The sequence below is a fragment of the Shewanella litoralis genome (assembly GCF_009828585.1).
Classification (GTDB): Bacteria; Pseudomonadota; Gammaproteobacteria; order Enterobacterales; family Shewanellaceae; genus Shewanella; species Shewanella litoralis.
On record NZ_WSRZ01000001.1, the window covers coordinates 94,552 to 115,417 of the forward strand.

The following is a 20,866-nucleotide window of genomic DNA, read 5'->3' on the forward strand; positions in this document are numbered from 1 at the left end:
AAAGGCTCAGATAAAATAATTCAATTAACTGCTGCAAGACATAATTAAGCCCTGGCCCCAATCCGGTGGTCGTTTGGCTAAATCGTTCATTTGAGGTTGCTCATCAAAGGGGCGAGTCAACAGTTGCTGTAATTGTAACAACTTGCTGTTATCGCCTTTTTCTTCAATGTCGATAATCGCTTCCTGGGCAAGATAATTACGTAAAACGTATTTGGGGTTATGCTGATTACGCTGCTGTTGCCATACTGTAACATCAGCCACATTCCCTACTCGTGCTTGGTAAGCTTGATACCAGCTATCAAACTCGCTCACATTCAACATGTCGTCACGCAGTGGGCTATGCTGGCTGCTAATGTCTATCTGGCCCATTTTACGCAAGCTATTACTGTAATCGAGCTGGCTATTCTCTAATAACACCGTAAATTGACTAATTAACTGCAAGTCTTGTTTATCTAACTCCGCTTGCGTTTCACGGTCTTGACAACTTGCAGCGCCAAAACCCAATTTTGCCCGCATTAAGTTGACATACTCACTCACTAAACTCGGCTGATAGGTATTAAGTGCTGCGATTAAATCATCCGATGGGATAATCGGGGTCAGCGCTTGCGCGAGGCGTTTTAGATTCCATAAACCCACACCCGGTTGCTGGCCAAAAGCATAGCGGCCCTCGTGATCTGAATGGTTACAGATAAAGCTTTCATTAAACGTGTCTAAAAATGCAAACGGTCCAAAATCAAAGGTATCGCCTAAAATCGACATGTTGTCGGTGTTCATCACACCATGGGCAAAACCAACGGCTTGCCAGTGGGCGATCATTTTAGCTGTAGACTGCACCACTTCGACAAACCATTGTTTATAGCCTGCTGCGTCGGCGGTTAAATGAGGAAAATGCTGGGCAATAGTAAAGTTAAGTAATTGGGTTAGTTTGTCTGGCGCACCTCTTTCGCTATAACAAAAATATTCAAAATGGCCAAAACGAATATGGCTTTTAGCTAAACGTACGGTTATCGCTGCGGTTTCCTGGCTTTCGCGCCATACCGGCAAGTCCGAGCCGATCACCGCTAACGCCCGAGTCGTAGGCACAGATAATGCTGCCAACGCCTCTGACACTAAAAACTCGCGCACTGCAGAGCGCATGACTGCTCGGCCATCACCTTGACGTGAATACGGTGTTGGGCCGCCACCTTTTAAGGCTACATCCCAGGCGCCATTAGGACCAATAGCTTCACCCAATATAATTGAGCGACCATCCCCCAATCTTGGGGTATACCCACCAAACTGATGACCACTGTAAACTTGAGCATAATAGCTCGCGCCAGGCGCAGCAGCATTTGCCGAAAGCTGCATTAATAAATCATTATTGGGTTTACCTAGACCAATCAGTTTAGCGGCATCATCGCTCCAGCCGAGCCACTGGGGATTTTGAATCCCCTGCGGGTAGACTTGCGAATAAAAGCCGTCTAATTGCTCAAAAAAATCTTGTTTAAAGCGCATCTAACTCAGCTCCAACCACCTGACGTTGGCAGTTCAGTTGCTTGTTGTCGTCCACTTGGCATTGTTGCGCACACACAAAAGCTTGTGCTGCAGGCATCGATGAACCTTGCAAACGTAACATGCCGGTCCCTTTTGCCTGGCATTGCTCGAGCGTATCGTAATACCCTAAAATAAACTCAGTTTGTACCATGTTGGCTGATGCTATCGCCATTTCGGCATTTTGCGGATTATCAGCAACGTAAAAGAGTGTCCATTCGGGTGTGCGCGTACATCCCATTGCAACACTTAACCCAATTGCAGCAAGTAGTAATTTGTTTATTAAAGAAGTCATCACTGTCACCCAAACCTTTGCTCTGTAAGCCACTAGCATCTATTATTCATATTCATTCAAGGACACAAAATACAAAAAAGCGGACCGAGGTCCGCTTCCTTTATGACTATCATACCCGATATCCATCACGCTGTATTAACTGAGTTAGCTTGCCTTAGCCTGAGCTTTTTCAATTCGATTAATACGCCCTTCAAATCCGGTAACAGTTCCGTCAGTTAAGTGATATTCAATCGCCTGTTGGCATACACTAATGGCTTGGTCAAACTCATCTGTATCGTTTAATAATGTCGATAATTGCATAAACGCCGGCGCTTTAATATCTTGAGCATTATCATTCGCAACTTGCTGTTGATACACAACACGGAACAAGTCGAGGTAAGCCAGCTTAAGCGCGGCGCCATATTGGCAATAATCACTTTGCTTGCGCATTTTATAGCAATGGTTAATCACGTTCGCTAGCGCATCATGCTGGCTTTGCGCACCGCTGGCCTTATTTGCTGCGGTAACTAACTGCACAAAGCTGTCGCTGGCCCAATCACCTTTCACGGTGGCTAAACTTAATTGATGCCCCTGATCCTCATCGGCTTCAGCTTGAGGTGTGGTTACAGGAACATCATCTTTACTTGGCTGTTCGGCCTTAACCTCTGGTGCTTTTTCCGTGTCGACTTCGTCAGCTACAATCGCTTTCGGCTCAGAAACTTCAGCATCTATTGCAGGCTGTTTAGCGGGCACGGTATCTTCTGGCTCAACCGAATCAACCACCTCTGGCTCAACTGTAGACTCCGCCGCAGGAGGTGTTTGGGGTTCAGTGAGCACATCACTATCTTGTTTAGTCGCGGCTTCAGCTTCACGAGTCTCGGAGACAACAGCAGTAGTATCGGCTTGCGAAACGACCTTAGATTGTGTATCCGCAGGCTTTGATGTTGAGTTACTTTTTTCTAATTCTTGCTTTGCCATGACTTGGGTGCGCCTGTATAGATACATGGCAATTACAACCAATACGACAACTAAAAAGATCTTTATTAGCATTAGGCGTCCACCTTGCTGATTATGCGCAAACACGCATGGATTCCATGTTGCTCACACTTAGGCGTGTGAACCATTATAACGACGTAAGCGGCAACAGAAGTTATGCCGCAAATAGGGTGCGATTATTTTTTAAGCACTTACCATTATTATTTCAATCTGCGCTATAAAATCAAGTATTTATCCACTTTAAACTGTAACAAGCTATCGATTACAGCCAAATCAATGAACATTTACGCCATTTTTGCGATCAATAACACATTCAACCCTGGTTTTGTGTTTGAATTCATAATTAGCGAAAGCGAATTTGTCAGCGATTATTTTGCCACATAAACTCACAATACCAGACTAATTTACTAAGGTATTACCATGAGCGACACAGAATTACTTACAGGCAAGTTACTGTTTGAATTTCGCACCATTGAAGCCATGGTCACGATTTATTGTAAAGTGCACCACCCAATGAAACCCTCGCACGGAGTATGCGAGCAATGTTGTGAATTTTTAAGCTATGCCAACACCCGCCTCGACCGCTGCCCGTATGGCCAAGATAAGCCAACCTGCAATAAATGTCCGGTACATTGCTACAAGCCTCACATGAAACAAAAAGCCCGTGAGATTATGCTGTTTGCAGGCCCAAGAATGTTATTACCTCATCCTATTATGGCCATTAAGCATTTACTGGCTGAGCGCAAGCCCGCCCCAGGTTTACCGCCAGAAGGCGTATCAAATCGTCATGAACGCAAGCGGCAAATGAGTTAATCATATTGCCGCTCATACATCTGGATGCTATTGCAACCAATTACACCCACCACACATGAGAATAGGGTTTGTTTGATCTCTGTCTACTTGTATAAATGTTAATTAACTCGCGCCCATCTAGCGGTATTGGTAATCTAGATGGATATACAATGACAATGATGTCAATGAGGTGATTTATGCAACGTTCAACAAATGTATTTTTTTCAAGCATATTAGTGTTATTTAGCTTAGTGTTTTCATTTTCTGCTTTGGCAAATAATGACGCCTATGGCGAGGCTATTACCAATTTTAAAAAAGCCACTGAAACACAGCACTTTTTTAATTCAGCTTATGGTTATGCTATTTTCCCTACCGTCGCTAAAGGCGGCATTGGCATTGGCGCGGCTTATGGTAATGGTCGTGTTTATCAGGCTGGAACACACATGGGTGATTCAAGCTTAACTCAGTTGTCGATAGGATTTCAGCTCGGCGGTCAGGCTTACAGTGAGATTATCTTTTTTAAAGATGCCAAAGCCTATAATGAGTTCACCAGCGGCAGTTTTGAGTTTAGCGCTCAAGCGTCAGCCGTGGCGATTAACTTAGGTGCCAATGCCCAGGTTGGCACTACGGGTAATTCAGCAGGCGCAGGTCAAGCTGGCAGTAATCATAATGCGGCTGCTAAATACATTAATGGCATGGCTATTTTCACTGCAGCCAAAGGCGGCTTGATGTTTGAAGCAGCCCTAGCTGGACAGTCGTTTACGTTTGATGCTAAGTAATTCAAATGCGTTTAAATGAGTTCGAGTTTTACTCGTAGCTTATAGACCCAATCAACTTGAAGAGACGTGTTTCAGAGCATCTTCAGGTTTTTTGTGTATAAATCATTCAGGCTGCCATTGGCAGCCTGAATTGTTTTGGGTCAGTTGATTCATATTGCAAATTCGTTTTTTCACAAAGGTTTATTAACAATATTCTTGTCGTCCCGGTAATGCTTTTAGCCGGGATCCAGGTGTTTAGCTTTGTACTCATGGCCTGCGGCCACCAACGTCGTGGCGCTTCGCCCACACCAGACCAAGAGGAAACCAACGGCTGTTCCCTCTTGGAACTCCCAGCCGCCACATCAAAATTATCTGAAAAGCGATAATTTCGCGACGTGGTCAAATCCAGCTTTTAACTTCGTCTGAGTGTTCTTCGACCTTATTCGAAAATGCTAACGCTTCAGATGGGGCGTCCCTTCCCCTCCAAAGCTAGCTCGCCATCCATGGCTAGCTCACGTCATTTTCTTCAACGGCCTCAAGTTCAGAGCTGAATTGGGGCACTTGAAAGCTCACTTTAAAATAACATTTTGGAGATTTAAACAACATGATTCGAAATAAGAAGCGCCTCTAACACTAGAGATATAAACCTAGTAAGGTGTTGATTATTAGACTAATTTTATTTTATAGCTATGTTAATCCCACTAAGCATTCGAAACTCGTCTTAAACGTCAGTAAGACTTTCAGTCAACGAGTTCAACACCTAAACTTTCTAATAGGCTCAGTGCTTCGCTCCTTGAAAATCGTGCCTTTTTCACATTATTTTCAAACACGTCAATAACGTATTCTTCTGAGTCACTGAAATCGACCCCTTGTAAATTTGTTCTCATAAATAAACTATGCCTAAAGTTACAATAAGTCATTGATGAATTTGTAAAGTCACCCTCGCGAAAGTCAACATCATGTAACTTACATTCATCCAAGACTAACTCGTGCAATTTAAGCCCAAAAAATGATGAGTCATTCAAAATACAACGCGTAAAGTTAAGTTCAAAATCTAAGTGGTATATAGCCCATTCAGCTTTCGCCCAATCAACACCGATTAATTTGCTATCTTGAAACCTAACTTCAAACAGCTTTGAATTAGAAAGGTCAACCAAGCTGAAATTACATCGTTCAAATATACAATTAAGGAATTTACAATTTTTGAACTGAGTTTCGGAGAAATCACAGTCTACAAACTGACAGTCCTCAAATTCGATATGATTAAAGTGTTTATGCGAGCCAAGATGTTTTTCAAACAAAATATCTAGATAACTCTCACCATCAAGTAACACTTTCATGATTTCCCATCCACCAACACTTTTCTAGACAGTACATCAGGCAGATCGAGTAAACAAGATAGTCAATGTGATGGAATGAACACCCCATCTGAAGCGTTAGCATTTTCATTCTTTACCATAAAGAGGTGGCTGAAGCAGGCTACAAACGCGGTAAAAAGCTCGATAATTTTCCGTCGCAATATTTTCGCTGCTGTTGTTTGGATAAAAAGCGAAAATGTTGCCGGAACGGCACAGGCCAGTTCTTTTATAAAAAGTAAAGAGGGGATTGCTGTTGATCCCCTTTTGGCCCGTGCAGGGTGGAACCTTGCGATCTTAAGCGTTAGTGGCCGCAGGCCATAAGTACATAAGTACATAAGTACATAAGCAAGACAACAAACACCTGGATCCCGGCTCAAAAGCATTGCCGGGAAGACGTATCTAATGGAGTTTACTTGAACCAGAGTAACGTTTATTCATACTCTGGTGTGGGCGAAGCGCCACGACGTTAGTGGCCGCAGGCCATAAGCAAAAAACGACCAAACAACAAAAGCTAACACCTGGATCCCGGCTCAAAAGCGTTGCCGGGAAGACGTAACTAATGGCGTTTATGTCGCTGGAAGCAATATATGGGTTCAGCGACAGCTTACTCATGCCCCCACGGTACAGGTGGTAACGCAACCGGTTTGGTTAAATCAAACTCCACCCTAAAATCACGATTTTCGCGCGTTAAGCGATACGTAAAAGTATGTGCTTCAATCATCATCTGCCACACATTGGTGACCGATTGATCTAAGCCATTTTGTTTAAAATTGACTATCGACTCATCATCCACTGGGAACGATTGCATATTGGCGGTACCCACGTCGCGAGTGTCGCCACCGTACATAGTGACCTTGTCTTCAGAGCCGTCTTTGTGGCGGTGATCGTGCTTTAAGCGTAAGCCTGTGTCAGTTTGGGTGATAACCCAGGTGCGTGAATGGTCTTCGCCTACATGAAAAGGCACTTTTAGCTCTGTGTCACTGCATTCGCGTACATGCATAATCAGTGCTTTACCGCTAAAGCCATCATCTTCACTGCCACCAGCAGTGATTTTACCAGCAAACGCCTGGCCGCAAAGTTTGGCTATCGACTCAAAAAATTGTTGATGTTGCACTGAATTCGCGGCGTGACTTGGGCCGGCGATTAATGCCGCGCTACATACTAATGCGCGAGTGATGTAACCACATAATGTACTCGTTTTAGCCATATTGCTGATCCCTTGCTTATTGATATTATTCTTGCACACAGGGTACACGCTTTGCGAAGTGAGGCCCAGATAAACTAAACCCGCATAAATGCGGGTTTAGTGTTTATTATAAGCTTACAGTTTACTTCGCGTATTTAGACTTGGTAGCCCAACCGGTTTTTGCTGGTCGTTTAGCCCCTGTTGCTTTAGCTGGCTGAGCGGTGTTTTTTGCCGTTGTCTTTGGCTTTTGCCCTGCAGGCTTAGCTTTGGATTTATCTGCTTTTGATGCGCCTTTGCGGTCTTCAAATTGGTCGGCAGAAAAACGGGTCATGGCTTTTTGGCCACCCTGGTCTTTAGCTTTAGCAGCTGGCTTTTGGCCCCACTTCACTTTATTTTGCTCGTTACGTGTTTCTGGCGGCACCAAATGTTGCGGACCATTACCAATTAAGTGCTCTTTACCCATGGCGACTAAGGCTTCGCGGATCATAGGCCAGCCCGCTGGATCATGATAACGTAATAAGAACTTATGCAATTTACGTTGGCGACCTTTTTTCGGCACGCTGACTTGCTCACTGTCGTGCTTAACGTTTTTCAACGAATTAAGCTCGGTATGATAAATCGTCGTGGCGTTAGCCATAGGCGATGGATAAAAGTTTTGTACTTGATCAAGCTTAAACTTTTGCCCTTTAAGCCATAGCGCAAGGTTAATCATGTCATCATCGGTAGTGCCAGGATGCGCAGAGATAAAGTACGGAATTAAGAACTGCTCTTTACCGGCTTCTTTTGAAAACTTATCAAACAACTCTTTAAATTTGTCGTAAGTGCCCATGCCCGGCTTCATCATTTTACTGAGTGGGCCCTCTTCGGTGTGCTCTGGAGCAATTTTTAAATAGCCGCCCACATGATGTTTAGCCAACTCTTTGATGTAGTCAGGGTCTTCAATGGCTAAGTCGTAACGCACACCCGAGGCAATGAGTACCTTTTTAATACCTGGCACATCGCGAGCCGCACGGTATAAATCGATGGTGTGCTTATGATCTGTACCTAAATGGCCACAAATAGACGGATACACACACGACAAACGACGACAGGTTTTTTCGGCTTTTTCGCTGGTACAGCCTAAACGATACATGTTGGCTGTTGGGCCACCTAAGTCAGAAATAACCCCGGTAAAACCAGGCACTTTTTCTTGAATGTCTTTAATCTCTTTAATGATCGACTCTTGCGAGCGACTTTGAATAATTCGCCCTTCGTGCTCGGTAATCGAACAGAATGAACAGCCACCAAAACAACCACGCATAATGTTGATTGAGGTTTTGATCATGTCGTAAGCAGGGATTTTCTCTTTGCCATAAACTGGGTGCGGCACACGCTGATACGGCAAGTCGAATACGGCATCCATTTCATCTGTATTCAATGGCCAGGCAGGTGGGTTAACCCAAACGCCACGGTTGGCATCATGCGGCTGAAATAGCGCGCGAGCACAGCCTGGATTTTGCTCCTGGTGCAAAATACGCGATGCATGGGCGTATAAATATTTGTCTTCGCTGACCTTGTCAAAAGCAGGCAATAGCACATAGGTTTTTTCCCATGGCTTAGGACGAGGCGGCTGAATACTAATAGGCTTTGGCGCATCGTTATCAAAAATTTTGTTGTCTGTTGGCCCTGATAAATTACTGCAACCCACATCATCAGCGCCGTAAGGGTTTGGAAGCGGCTCAATTTTATGTAGCTGGTCTATTTTACGCGAGTCCATACCGCGCCAACCCGGCATTGGGTCTTTACGCATTACCGCAGTGCCGCGTACATCGTCAATATCACTGATGGCTTCGCCTGCAGCAATACGACGAGCCACTTCCATTAGTGGACGCTCGGCGTTGCCGTAAATCAAAATATCGGCTTTGGCGTCAAAAATGACACTGCGACGCACTTTATCTGACCAGTAATCGTAATGGGCAATGCGGCGCAAGCTGGCTTCAATACCACCAATGACCACAGGTACTTCTTTAAAGGCTTCTTTACAACGCTGGGTGTATACAGTTACCGCACGATCTGGTCGTTTACCGCCAATATCACCGGCGGTGTAGGCGTCGTCATGACGTAATTTACGGTCGGCGGTGTAGCGGTTAATCATCGAATCCATGTTGCCAGCCGTAACCCCAAAAAACAGGTTAGGACGACCAAGCTGCATAAAGTCTTCTTTACTTGACCAATCTGGCTGAGAAATAATTCCCACACGGTAACCTTGGGCTTCAAGCATGCGCCCAATCACCGCCATACCAAAACTTGGATGGTCTACATACGCATCGCCTGTGACGACGATAATATCGCAACTATCCCAGCCTAAAATATCCATCTCTTTGCGAGACATGGGTAAAAAAGGTGCTGTTCCGTAGCTATGCGCCCAAAACTTTGGATAATTAAATAACGTTGACTCAACTTGCATGTATATGACCTACATAAATGGGGAAAATCAGTCTAACTGATCCGATGATAACCTCAGCCTAAAGCTGAATTTAACGGACGCGGAGTATAGCAGTACAGTGGCACTAAGTGTGACTAAAAAAGCAGCAAAAGTGAAATATTTTTATCAGCAATTAACCCTATAAAAAGTGGTGATAAGCGCGTATCACCACGGATTAGACGACTACAGACCTAAAAAGAAACCAATATTAGCAACAGCTAAACTTAATAGCACTAGCCAGGTCATTAATACCCCCCAAAAACGGCCAAAATGAAGTCCGCCTTTACCCTGGTTAAGCCCAATGGCGTGCAATAGACGAGCAACAATCCAAACAGTACCAACGATGTGCAATAAATAATCTGGCATGCCGTTGAGTTCAGCTAACACCAATAACACCATGACTACTGGAGCGTTTTCAACTAAATTACCGTGGGCGCGAATGGCAAGTGATAATTCCTGGTTACCGCCATCGCCAATGCCTATTTTATTAAATCGACGCAACTTAACCACTTTATAAGCCAACCCAAGTAACAATAGTGCAGTTAACCCTGCGTATAATCCCGAAATCATCAATGTCATGCCTTAATCCTTAATTCGACTATAATTATTATTTTGACATTAGCATTTAATATCACAATGCTAATATGAGTTAAAACCACATTTTGAATCAGTTTGGCTATAAACACACGCCCTTATCGGTTAATATTCGCGCCAAAATAAGCCCTATACCCTAACAAGAGTGACTATCGCCCAGTGGATAATCAGGATTTTTTAGAAAAACGTAGATTTATCATTAAATTAGGTAAAGCCCTACATAAATTCGGCACACCTGCGTATCGCTTAGAATCTCACTTGCAAACCGTATGCAGCACCTTAGGCATTGAAGGCTATTTTTTAATATCACCCACTTCGATGACTTTTGTACTGCAACACGATACAGAACAAGAATATAACCACGTCGCGCGCGTGAAGCCAGGTGACCTTGATTTAGGCTCACTGGCACGAACTTTTGAATTAGTTGAAGAGCTCAGCTCAGGCCAACGTACCTTACAAGAAGCACTAGAACGTTTAGAAGAAATCGCCAATAAACCGAATCCTTATGGCCACAAACTAACACTGCTTGCCTTTGGCTCAAGTGCTGGTGCGTTTGCCATGTTAATGGGCACAGGGTGGCATGATGTTTTTTGGTCGGCCATTCTTGGGCTGTTAGTTTACAGTTTAGTATTTTGGGCCGAACGCTCAAAGCGCATTGCTGAAATGCTCGAACCTATGGCGGCGGTAATGTGCGCAATTTTAGCGACGGCGATTTCTCAGTTTGACCCGAGCATTAATTTACCGGTGACCATTTTATCGGGGATTATTATCTTTGTGCCGGGCCTAGCGCTTACGCTGGGTTTAGCTGAACTTGCAGCGCGCGATTTAATCTCTGGTACTGCACGCATTATGGATGCGGTAATGCAGTTATTTAAACTGTATTTTGGTGCGGTGCTCGGCATGACCATTGGTAAAGCCATATTTGGTGATGTGACCTATATTGAGCCTATCCCCTTACCTCGCTGGGCAATATGGTCGGCGGTGCCGTTGTTGTCTATGTCATTGGTGATTATTTTTAAAGCGCGCCTAAAAGACTCTCCCTGGGGCGTGTTTGCCGGTATTGTGGCCTTTTTCTCGGCCATGCTTGGCGGTATTTATTTAGGGGAGTCGATTGGTATTTTTGTTGGTGCATTGGCAGTTGGTATTTACTCCAACCTCTATGCACGTTGGATGAAAGCCCCGGTGTCGATTGCCTTACTGCAAGGGATTGTTATTTTGGTACCCGGCAGTAAAACCTATATAGGTTTAAACGCGCTGATATCGGGTGAGACTATGCTTAACCAAGCACATTTAGGCTCGCAAATTTTTCTGATTTTTATGTCGTTAATTGCGGGGCTGATTTTTGCCAACGTTGTAGTACCGCCGCGCCGTTCATTGTAAATTTTTACTCCTCGTTGTTATCGAACGACTGCAAATACCAGGGCTGCATAATGTGCAGCCCTTTTCTTTGGCACTGAATATAAAAACATACGTTATACCATTTCCATTAATTATGTGACCAATCATAGTCACTCAGACTGTCCAGTTTGAGGCGCATTGTTGAAATAATGGGTATTCACTTCTAAGACAATGCAACAAAGAAATGGACAGTCTGAGCGCCTCCTGCAAGGCGGGTTTCTGTGCCTTCTATACTGCTTAATTGCATTTTGACGTACGACTACGCAGGAGCTGTTGCCGACGACTGCATGGATGCAGAAGGTAGAGCAACGCAGGAGCTGTTGCCGACGACTGCATGGATGCAGGAGGTAGAGCAACGCAGGAGCAGTTGCCGAGAGCAACTATGCCTACAATCCTATTACTTGCCTAGAAGACACAGAACCCCCGCTGAATGACCAGATAATGAGTGGAATTGGTATTAATCATTGACTATTGTCTCATTCAAGTGTGTTATTAAGGCAAGCGATAACGCAAACGCCTCATTTTACTTACACTAATTTAACGTTTTACGTATCCGTGACATATAACAAAAATAATATTGAGGACGAATTTATGCCAAGATTTGTAATGGCAGCCGGTTTTTTCGTCATTTTGCTCTCTCACACTAGCGCCAGCGCTAATGATGAGCCGGTGGAAAGCCCACCCGCTGTATCGACAGTGAACAAACATGATGTCGACAAGGTCGCTAGTATCGTCATTGTCAGCCACCCTATTTTTGATGAGTCAGCCCCTGACGCTATTTTTCTCCATCGTTGGGCTAACTACTTACACATCAACACCCAAGAATCGACCATTCTCAATAGCTTAAGTTTTGAAGAAGGCGATAAAATCACCGAAAAAGATCTCCATGAAGCCCAACGCCTACTGCGTTATGAGCCTTATATTCGTGATGCCGAAATTAATATCGCCCGCAAAGACCCGCTCGCCGAAGACAATGTTGAAGACGTAGTATTAGTAGAGACCTGGGACAACTGGTCGCTATTGCCCACGGTAAGTTTGAGTAAAAACGGTGGCGATACCAAATACTCGTTCGGGATTAAAGAAGATAACTTACTGGGTTTAGGCGTACAAACCAAAATAAAATACCAATCAAGTGCCGACAGAACGGGTTATAAATTTGCCTTTGATGCGCCAGTGAGATGGGTTAAACATGGCAATATTGCCGTAGATTTTTATGACAACAGCGACGGACAAGCCTCGGCATTAGCCTTTAATAAACCCTTTTATGCCTTAGACACCAAAGATATGTATGGCGCAGCGTGGTCGACCGATACTCGCATTGACACCATTAGACAAAATGGCAAAGACATTTACGAATTTGAGCATATTATCGATTATGCCAATATCGGTTTTGGCTGGTTAGTCGATAGACAAGCCGATTACTTACAGCGCATCAGTGTTGGTATAACACAAGAGCAGCACCTGTTTAATAACCTTGATATCTATCCTGATTCACCACTGCCGTTAGACCGTGATTTTATTTACCCCTGGCTAAGTTACGAATACTTACAAGACCAGTACACCGTGCTCAATAACATTCACTTAATCAATAACAACGAAGACTTTAACCTAGGCTGGCGCCATGTGGTCACCCTTGGCCTAGAAACCAATGATGTTGCCGACAGTTCAGCGCTGGGTTATCACTTAAATGTATTAACCACCCGTGGCTGGCAGCAAGATAATCAATTACTGCTAATGAGTTTAACTGGCAGAACTGACATACAAACAGGTCAACAAGACTTTTATAATGTGGGTTTATCGGCAGAATACTTCCATCAAATAAACCCTAAATGGACTGCCTACTCTAAAGCTAGAGTCGCTACATCACACAATAACTATCTCGATCAAACCTTTGCCTTAGGAGACGAGACGGGTGTACGAGGTTATCCTAACGATTATCAACATGGTGATAATCAATGGTTATTTACCAGCGAAATCCGTTATTACCCTAATATCAATTTATATCAATTAGCAGAATTAGGCTGGGCACTGTTTGCCGATATAGGCCAAGCCTCTGGCGGCCCAGATCAACAAAACGAAGTCAGCGGCCCTATTGGGAGTATTGGGATTGGCGCCCGATTGTATTCATCAAAATCGAGTTACGGCAACGTCGCCCATATTGATATTGCCATGCCAATGACATCGGGTAACGACATTAATTCGTGGGAATTTAGGTTCCAGGTTAAAGAACATTTTTAGGCGAAAAAGCCCTACTCGACAATTGAGTTAAGTTTGCCGAGCGGGGTATTATTAGGTTTTAGATTTAAATTGGCTTAAAAGTGATGTGACACCTGCATCACCACTTCTCTTGGCGCGCCGGGGAAATGGCCATTACGCTCAGAGAATCCACTGACTGCATATTCTTTATCAAATAGGTTTTTCACATTCAACTGCAACTGGGTTTGTTGCCAGGTGGTGGTCCAGCTCATGTCAAAAACAGTGTATGGCTTTACTATTTGCGCATCGGCACTGACTTGCTCACTGACATAATCTGCACCAAATGCAATGGCCGATTGCAAACTGTCGATATCATAACGAGTCCATAAACCTGCTTGATGGCGTGGAGCATTAGCAAATCGGCTGCCATCGGCATAAGTATCATCAAGATCCCCCTGAGTCACGCGAGCGTCGTTGTAAGCATAATTAGCCATAATGGTCCAGTTAGCTGTAATGTCACCAACTAGGGTAAACTCAAGTCCTTTACTTTCAACCTTACCTAAGCTGACTAGCGCGGCAATACCATCGTCGGCGCCGGTGTCGTCAGGATTGCTCATGGCGACATCTTTTTTAGTAATTTGATACGCTGCTATTGTGGTCATCACACTGCCGTCAAACCACTGGTTTTTAACCCCTATCTCAATTTGCTCACCAATTTCGGGGGCCAAAGCCCCATCAGCACTGGCATCTTCTTGATCACCTATAGAGCTGGGGTTAAAGCTTTCAGAGTAGTTCACATAAAATGAGGTGTCGGGTGAGTATTTATACACCACACCAGCGCGTGGCGACACATGATCGTCGCTAAATTCAAAACCGCTCTCTTTGTCATAATCATTAAAATGATCGTAACGTAGGCCAACCAGCAGTAACCAGCTGTCTGTTAGGCTAATTTGGTCTTGAGTATAAAACCCTATGCGTTCAGTTTTTTCTCCATCGCGATTTTGATCCGTTAAGGTGTAATCGGCCGAATCGCTTTCACCATAATTTAAATCAAATATGTTCAGATTTGCGACGCCATCAGCCTCGTAGCGAGTACGCCAGTAATCATAATCGCTGTCTACATGATGGTAATCTGCACCAAACAATAACGTTTGTTTCATTGTGCTATCTAGGTGATATACAGCATCCGATGTTAGGCTTATTTCTTGATTAGCACGATATTGTTTACGGTATTCACGTTTAATGGTTTCATCATCAACGTTGGCTTCACCGTCACCATTTACATCAACCCAGCCTTGTGACTCGTGATAGCCTTGAACTCGTTCGTTGTCCACATAACGCAGCTTGGTATCAAGGCTAAAGTTATCATTAAAAAAGTGCTGTAATTGTGCTTGGAACACTAAAGCCTCTAGATCTTGATAATCAGAAGCTTCATTTGCGTTGTAGCTTGGATCGACTAAAAAATTGCCGTTATCATCAACCGGTACACCCCGTAAGCGACTACCACCCAAATCCTGCTTAATATAATCAACCATGGTGGTCAATGAGGTATCATCGTTTATCTGAAATAATAATCCGCCTGCTAACTCAGTGTTTTGAGCGTCTGCGTTATTACGAAAACTGTCTTTTTGCTCATAAAAACCACCTAAACGGTAAGCGATGTTGTCAGTTAAGCCGCCTTTAGAGTCAATAGATGCACCGACTCTATCATCATTGCCTGCGGTCAATTTAACTTCGTTGTCTTGCTCAAAACTTGGTTTTTTAGTGACATAATTGATCATGCCGCCAGGCTCCCCACCACCATAAAGCGCAGCAGCAGGGCCTTTTAATATCTCGACACGCTCAACATTAAATAATTGTGGAATACCGAAATCGGAGAAAGGATCACCGCGCATGCCGTCATAAAATACGTTACTGTCATCACGAAAACCACGAAAGGTCACGCCAGAGTAACTATAGGCACTTACCCCTGCGATAGAGCGGTATAAATCGGTAATTTCGCGAGCTGCCTGGTCAACAATAAGCTGTTTATTTAACACTTGCACCGATTGCGGTAAATCCATGATATCGGTTTCAACTTTGGTACCTACTGAACTAGAAGACTCACGATAAAAGGTTTGCGCTCGGCCCATTACAGTGATTTTCTCTATTGATTCTGCAGACTCGATAGGGGTAACAGGCTCATCAGCACTGACACTCATTACAGGTAACAGTAGGCTGAACAACCCAAGATTCACCATTTTTAATTGCATAACATTCTCAACGACACCACTAAAATTTGGCGGCAATATAGCATCAAACGTTAATGACAACTATTATCATTTGGACAATTTACATTTGTGATGTTTGTTAATTTAACGTAGTAATTAATGAGGTTTTTTCGAATAAATATATAGAGGCGCGTTGGTCGATTTGCCGCCATGCACGGGTTGGGTAAGGAGTTGACAGTTATTAGCTATAGCCAATAAAGAACAAAAGGCCTCACATTGCTGTGAGGCCTTCTATTTCGAAAGGTTTGAGTTGGCCGATAAGCCGGGTCCTGTCGTGGACAGTTATTCATCTAGGCCTGCAATCGCTCACAGGCTCAAGCAACCTACCCGGTTCCTACGCGAGCAGCGCATATACTATTTAAAGTAATGGAACCCTATTTGGTCTTGCTTCGGGTAGAGTTTACCTTGCTACGAACTATTGCTAGCCGCACGGTGCGCTCTTACCGCACCCTTTCACCCTTACCATTTTTAGCCGAAGCCAAAATGGCGGTCTCCTCTCTGTTGCACTTGTCGTCGGTTCACACCGCCCAGGCGTTACCTGGTACCCTGCTCTTTGAAGCCCGGACTTTCCTCCCCGTACCTAAGTACGCGGCAACTGTCTGGCCAACTCGGCGCGGATTATAGCGTAAGCACGCCGACAAACCAATGCTAAAAAACGTTCACTGTTATAAATCCAACTCTAGTCCGTATTTATACAGGGCATTTTTCTTTAATCCGTGAATTTGCGCTGCAATCGCGGCCGCTTTTTTTAGCGGTAATTCTTCGCTTAATAGTTTTAACGTCGCCACAGCAACTGCAGGAATGCCTTCTTCATCAGATAAAGCAAAACCGTGGCACATTAACACAATTTCACCTTTTTGCTGGTTATCATCAGCTTCTACCATAGCCAGTACTTCTGCGGCGGTGCCCGTTAAAAAGGTTTCGAAGGTTTTAGTCACTTCGCGTGCCATCACCACTTGCCTATCGTCGCCCAATACTTGTGCGATAGCGCTTAAGCTGTATACAATCCGATGCGGTGATTCGTAAAAAATTAAGGTGCGGGGATCTTCTTTAAGCATTTCAAGCTTATCGATTCGGGCTTTTTCTTTTGACGGTAAAAAACCTTCAAAACTAAAACGATCAGATGGTAACCCCGATGCGCTTAGTGCCGTAATCGCGGCGCATGCTCCGGGTAACGGCACCACCCGATGACCAGCCTGACGAACATGGTTAACTAAGTGATATCCAGGATCCGAAATAAGCGGAGTGCCGGCATCGGATATAAGCGCAATGGATTTGCCCGCGTTCAATTGCTCAACTATCCATTGAGCACGATCACGCTCATTATGGTCATGTAATGCTGTTTTACGGGTTTCAATACCAAAGTGACTCAGCAGTTTTCCGCTGTGCCTGGTGTCTTCACAAGCGATTAAATCGACTTGCTGCAACACCTCTAATGCACGAGCGCTGATGTCGCCTAAATTACCTATAGGGGTGGGAACAATATACAGCGCGACCATTTGGTCCATAATTACCTCGATAATGAATCTACCTGATACTTTCGCCCAGCGTAAGAGCAGGTTAAACTAGTGCCAGTATCTTAACAGAGTGAAGCCAAGTGTTAAAAAGACTGAATACAACAAAATTAGTGTGCGCGATGATTTTCTCTGTCTTATTGGTAGGTTGTGCTACCGAGCAACAGCGAAAGCAAAGAGAATATGTCGAAATAAGCACATCGTTGGTTGCCGCCGAACATCCGGCTAAAATCTACTTAACCGAAGCCAAAAATAGCAGTTTACCAGAAAAGCGTGACCGTTATTTATTACTGGCGGCTCATGCTTACATTAATAATGGTAACGTTAATTCAGCTACCAGTATTTTAACCTCGATGCAAAAGTCGATGGTGAATGTGCCGACACTTCAAGCTGAACATATTTACTTGCGTGCTCGCATTGCAGAGAAAACAACAAGTAGTGAAGCCGCATTAGAGATATTGCAATATCCACCACATTGGCAGCTTCCTCGTTGGCAGATGGCAAGCTATCACCAATATAAAGCCAAGCTATATAAAAATACCCAACAATCCATTGATCAGGTCAAGCAACTGAGCTTACTGAGCAACTATTTACCTAAATCAGAAACTACCGCGGTCAACAATGTGATTTGGTCGATATTGCAGCCGTTACAAGAAGAAACGGTACAGTCGTTTATGCGCGACCCGTCAAACCCCATTTTTGCAGGGTGGTTACAGCTAAGCTATATCGCTAAACACTATGCTGTTGAACCAACTCAGTTAGTGCGCTATTTAGGTGAATGGCAGCGTAATAATCCATATCACCCAGCGGCCATTAAGCTGCCAGGCGATCTTGAAAAAGCCTTAAGTGCCAAACCATTTAGACCACAGAACATTGCGGTACTGTTACCATTAACCGGTCCTCGAGCCGTTGTTGCTGAACCTATACGCCAAGGGATTATCGCCAGTTACTTGTCTGAATATGACAGTAATGTCGCTGTTAATTTTTACGATACTCAACTTGGTGTTGTGGCCGCCTATAATGACGCAGTAACCCAAGGGGCTGAGTTCATTATTGGGCCTTTGTTGCCTAATGAAGTAGAAGAGCTGCAAAAACTAAACGACAAGCAAAAGAGTACGATTCCACAGCTCTATTTAAATCAGACAGAACATTTTAATCCGCAGCCCAATCAGTTTTATTTTTCGCTGTCTCCAGCACAAGAAGCCAGCGACGCAGCACACAAACTGTTTAGTGACGGGGTGAAATTACCGCTTTTATTGGCCAGTAACGACCCTATTGGTAAGCGCATGGCTGAAAGCTTTAAACAAACTTGGCTTACGCTAACCAGCGACAATGCCGAAGTGCATTATTATGACCCGGGCGACCAAATTAAAGTTGCGGTACAAGAAGCATTGGGCGTAAACGACAGCCAGGCACGTATTAGTAGAATGAAAGATTTATTGGGCAGTCGCTTAGAGTCAGATTTTCGTTCTCGCCAGGATATTGATGCAATTTACATGATCTCAGGTTCGCAAGACTTGGCGTTATTAAAACCATTTTTAGACGTTAACTTCAGCGTGTTCTCTGAACCTGTTGCCTTATACACCACCAGTCGTAGTCGTTTAGAAACTGAGTCAACCCAGGCGGCTCAAGATCTTAATAACTTGATGATTAGTGATATACCGTGGTTAATGCGTCCAAGCAGCGAAACGCAAATGGTGTCTGAGTTATGGAGCTCCTGGAACAACAGCCAAAAACGACTCTATGTGATGGGATTTGACTCACTTGAGTTAGTCAATCGTTTAGCTCAAATGCGGGCGTTCCCGGGCTATCAATTTATGGGACGTAGCGGTGCATTGTCGGTGAAGTCTAACGGGGTGATTGAGCGCCAGCTGTCGTGGGGCAAATACACTCAAGGACAACTCAAACCGCTATGAATCGCGGCCAGTTAGCAGAGCAACACGCCAGAACTTATCTTGAACAACAAGGTCTGACGTTTGTAGAGGCTAACGTACGTTATCCGTTTGGTGAAATTGATTTAGTGATGCGCCAACAAGAAGTGTGGGTGTTTGTTGAAGTAAAATTTAGGGCGTCTAACCAGTTTGGTGGCGCCATTAATGCACTAACGGCTAAACAAATCACTCGTATTCGTTTAGCTGCAGATCATTACCTACAAAGACAAAAAGTAAATCCACCTTGTCGCTTTGATGTTATTGCGATGAGTATTAATGAAATAAACTGGCTACAAGGCTGTTTTTAAGCCACAACTGATTACCATCACTTGGTTTTGTGGCATCATACATCCACATTGCCGGCGCGGATTGATTAGCGTATTAAAAAGCTTGTCACCGACATGGGTGGATATTATTTATCGTAAGGATTGTTGCATGTTAGAACGTATTAAAGATAGTTTCACCGAATCAATTCAGACCAAAATTGATGCTGCTGAAGCGCTACCTGAGTCAATTGAAAAAGCAGCAGAGATGATGGTGCAATGTCTTCTTGGCGGCAATAAAATTCTATCTTGCGGCAATGGCGGTAGTGCTGGCGATGCGCAACATTTTTCAGCAGAATTACTCAACCGTTATGAAATTGAGCGTCCGCCGTTACCGGCTATTGCATTAAGCTGCGACACATCAACCATTACCGCTATTGCTAACGATTACAGCTACGATGAGATTTTTTCGAAGCAAATTTTAGCCTTAGGTCAACCGGGTGACATTTTACTGGCCATTTCAACCAGTGGTAACTCTGGCAACATCATCAAAGCAATGGAAGCAGCCTTAAGCCGCGATATGACCATTGTTGCCTTAACCGGTAAAGACGGTGGTGCAATGGCTGGCTTAATGAGCGCGGGTGACGTGGAAATCCGTGTACCATCAAATGTGACTGCACGTATTCAAGAAGTGCACTTACTGGTCATTCATTGCTTGTGCGATAACATCGACCGCACCTTATTCCCACAGGATGAGCAGGCATAATGAATAGATTATTCGTCGTCTCTGTATTTGCATTACTGCTTCAAGGGTGTGCTGGTGCCGTTATGGTTGGTGCTGTGAGCGGTGCTAAAATGGCAAATGATGAACGCAGCATGAGTACGCAAATCAGCGACACCAATGCTGACTTTACGATTGCGAGCGCCTTGTCTAAATACGATGACTTGAATAATCAAACCAATATCGCTGCTGTTGTAATGAATAATAATGTATTGATGATTGGCCAGGCGCCAAACTCAATGCTGCGTGATAAAGCTATTACTGTGGTCCAAGACTTACAAATTGGCGGCAAGATACATAATCAAATCCGTATTGGTACGCCAACCTCGTTTACCACGCGCAGCAATGACACCTGGGTGACGACCAAAGTAAAAGGGCGCATGCTCAATGAAAAGTCGCTCGACATTACCCGCATTAAAGTGGTTACCGAAAATGGCGAAGTATTTTTACTTGGGTTAATTGACCGTAAACAAGCTGATTTAGCGGTTGAGATTGCCCGCAATACTGCCGGTGTGCGTAAAGTAGTTAAGGTGTTTGAGTACACAGAGCTTTAACCTCATC

18 protein-coding genes and 1 other RNA gene are annotated in these 20,866 nt (G+C 44.2%); 9 read left to right on the plus strand and 10 right to left on the minus strand.

Going from position 1 to position 20,866, the window contains the following annotated elements; translation table 11 throughout:
* Window positions 1–24: 24 nt before the first annotated feature.
* From GQA99_RS00415 to GQA99_RS00425, 3 genes are all read right to left on the minus strand, one after another.
* Entirely contained in the window at window positions 25–1,494 is a 1,470-nt protein-coding gene (locus GQA99_RS00415; RefSeq protein ID WP_160051878.1) for a protein adenylyltransferase SelO, read from the minus strand.
* Window positions 1,484–1,825 (minus strand): hypothetical protein, encoded by a 342-nt coding sequence (locus tag GQA99_RS00420; RefSeq protein ID WP_160051879.1) that lies wholly within the window; start codon window positions 1,823–1,825, stop codon window positions 1,484–1,486. Before GQA99_RS00420 ends, GQA99_RS00415 begins: the two co-directional genes overlap by 11 nt.
* A gap of 144 nt (window positions 1,826–1,969) precedes the next feature.
* Window positions 1,970–2,782, minus strand: coding sequence for a hypothetical protein (locus GQA99_RS00425; protein ID WP_160051880.1), 813 nt, complete (start codon window positions 2,780–2,782; stop codon window positions 1,970–1,972).
* Between the two features lie 438 nt (window positions 2,783–3,220).
* Here GQA99_RS00425 and GQA99_RS00430 point away from each other — a divergent pair, with 438 nt between their 5' ends.
* Window positions 3,221–3,613: a nitrous oxide-stimulated promoter family protein gene (locus GQA99_RS00430; protein ID WP_160051881.1), complete on the plus strand. Its 393-nt coding sequence runs from the start codon at window positions 3,221–3,223 to the stop codon at window positions 3,611–3,613.
* A gap of 176 nt (window positions 3,614–3,789) precedes the next feature.
* Window positions 3,790–4,371, plus strand: coding sequence for a YSC84-related protein (locus GQA99_RS00435; RefSeq protein ID WP_160051882.1), 582 nt, complete (start codon window positions 3,790–3,792; stop codon window positions 4,369–4,371).
* A 719-nt stretch (window positions 4,372–5,090) separates the two neighbouring features.
* Here the strand turns inward: GQA99_RS00435 and GQA99_RS00440 are convergent.
* Complete coding sequence (locus GQA99_RS00440; RefSeq protein WP_160051883.1) at window positions 5,091–5,690, minus strand: pentapeptide repeat-containing protein; 600 nt, start codon at window positions 5,688–5,690, stop codon at window positions 5,091–5,093.
* A gap of 75 nt (window positions 5,691–5,765) precedes the next feature.
* On the opposite strand from GQA99_RS00440, the gene GQA99_RS00445 reads away from it, so the two are divergent.
* Window positions 5,766–6,029, plus strand: coding sequence for a hypothetical protein (locus GQA99_RS00445; protein WP_160051884.1), 264 nt, complete (start codon window positions 5,766–5,768; stop codon window positions 6,027–6,029).
* A gap of 283 nt (window positions 6,030–6,312) precedes the next feature.
* On the opposite strand, the gene GQA99_RS00450 is transcribed toward GQA99_RS00445, so the two are convergent.
* The 3 genes from GQA99_RS00450 to GQA99_RS00460 all read right to left on the minus strand — a co-directional run bounded on the left by GQA99_RS00450 (window position 6,313) and on the right by GQA99_RS00460 (window position 9,937).
* On the minus strand, window positions 6,313–6,915 hold the full coding sequence (locus GQA99_RS00450; RefSeq protein ID WP_160051885.1) for a hypothetical protein: 603 nt from the start codon (window positions 6,913–6,915) through the stop codon (window positions 6,313–6,315).
* 121 nt (window positions 6,916–7,036) lie between these two features.
* Complete coding sequence (locus GQA99_RS00455; RefSeq protein WP_160051886.1) at window positions 7,037–9,340, minus strand: YgiQ family radical SAM protein; 2,304 nt, start codon at window positions 9,338–9,340, stop codon at window positions 7,037–7,039.
* 201 nt (window positions 9,341–9,541) lie between these two features.
* Window positions 9,542–9,937 (minus strand): MAPEG family protein, encoded by a 396-nt coding sequence (locus GQA99_RS00460; protein ID WP_160051887.1) that lies wholly within the window; start codon window positions 9,935–9,937, stop codon window positions 9,542–9,544.
* Between the two features lie 174 nt (window positions 9,938–10,111).
* Here GQA99_RS00460 and GQA99_RS00465 point away from each other — a divergent pair, with 174 nt between their 5' ends.
* Window positions 10,112–11,332 carry a threonine/serine exporter family protein gene (locus GQA99_RS00465; RefSeq protein WP_160051888.1) on the plus strand — a complete coding sequence of 407 codons (1,221 nt, stop codon included), beginning with the start codon at window positions 10,112–10,114 and terminating at the stop codon, window positions 11,330–11,332.
* A 609-nt stretch (window positions 11,333–11,941) separates the two neighbouring features.
* Window positions 11,942–13,588, plus strand: a complete 1,647-nt coding sequence (locus GQA99_RS00470; protein ID WP_160051889.1) for a ShlB/FhaC/HecB family hemolysin secretion/activation protein — start codon at window positions 11,942–11,944, stop codon at window positions 13,586–13,588.
* A 74-nt stretch (window positions 13,589–13,662) separates the two neighbouring features.
* Here GQA99_RS00470 and GQA99_RS00475 read toward each other — a convergent pair whose 3' ends face one another.
* The 3 genes from GQA99_RS00475 to rsmI form a co-directional block, all read right to left on the minus strand.
* Window positions 13,663–15,798 carry a TonB-dependent siderophore receptor gene (locus GQA99_RS00475; protein WP_160051890.1) on the minus strand — a complete coding sequence of 712 codons (2,136 nt, stop codon included), beginning with the start codon at window positions 15,796–15,798 and terminating at the stop codon, window positions 13,663–13,665.
* A gap of 260 nt (window positions 15,799–16,058) precedes the next feature.
* Window positions 16,059–16,427, minus strand: an RNA gene (gene rnpB, locus GQA99_RS00480) — RNase P RNA component class A.
* Between the two features lie 54 nt (window positions 16,428–16,481).
* A complete protein-coding gene (rsmI, locus tag GQA99_RS00485; protein ID WP_160051891.1) occupies window positions 16,482–17,324 on the minus strand; it encodes a 16S rRNA (cytidine(1402)-2'-O)-methyltransferase in 843 nt (280 codons plus the stop codon).
* Between the two features lie 89 nt (window positions 17,325–17,413).
* Between rsmI and GQA99_RS00490 the strand changes: the two genes are divergently transcribed.
* The 4 genes from GQA99_RS00490 (at window position 17,414) to GQA99_RS00505 (ending at window position 20,859) form a co-directional block, all read left to right on the plus strand.
* A complete protein-coding gene (locus GQA99_RS00490; protein WP_160051892.1) occupies window positions 17,414–19,246 on the plus strand; it encodes a penicillin-binding protein activator in 1,833 nt (610 codons plus the stop codon).
* A complete protein-coding gene (locus GQA99_RS00495; RefSeq protein WP_160051893.1) occupies window positions 19,243–19,569 on the plus strand; it encodes a YraN family protein in 327 nt (108 codons plus the stop codon). Before GQA99_RS00490 ends, GQA99_RS00495 begins: the two co-directional genes overlap by 4 nt.
* A 127-nt stretch (window positions 19,570–19,696) precedes the next feature.
* Complete coding sequence (locus tag GQA99_RS00500; protein ID WP_124017505.1) at window positions 19,697–20,290, plus strand: phosphoheptose isomerase; 594 nt, start codon at window positions 19,697–19,699, stop codon at window positions 20,288–20,290.
* The gene (locus GQA99_RS00505) at window positions 20,290–20,859 is read left to right on the plus strand and encodes a BON domain-containing protein (RefSeq protein ID WP_160051894.1); all 570 of its coding nucleotides are present in this window, start codon (window positions 20,290–20,292) and stop codon (window positions 20,857–20,859) included. The genes GQA99_RS00500 and GQA99_RS00505 overlap by 1 nt, the downstream gene beginning before the upstream one ends.
* Window positions 20,860–20,866: the final 7 nt, after the last annotated feature.